The sequence below is a fragment of the Bartonella sp. AP58NXGY genome (genome assembly GCF_042195785.1).
Lineage (GTDB): Bacteria > Pseudomonadota > Alphaproteobacteria > Rhizobiales > Rhizobiaceae > Bartonella.
Genome location: NZ_JBHIOY010000325.1, coordinates 1 through 272, shown reverse-complemented (window position 1 = coordinate 272; position 272 = coordinate 1).

The window sequence follows — 272 nt, the reverse complement described above, 5'->3', positions numbered from 1 at the left end:
CACATTTTCAAGCGTTTTGAACTGTATCTCCGCGCATTGAGATACCATGTGCCACGTACCGCCATTTTCCAAGTCATACGTGTCACGCTAAGCGTCTGCACTCTCTCCCCTTAAAACTTACCTTTTTATAGAATTTTCTCTCCAATCAACGCTGCACAAGATCCCTTTCTTCCCCGTTTTACGCTTGTTTTTCCTCTCAACAGACGCTTTGTCTTCAACTTTTTGCCTTCCCTCTCCCTCAAAGCCCTGTCTGTTCTTATGCTAAAGCCTGT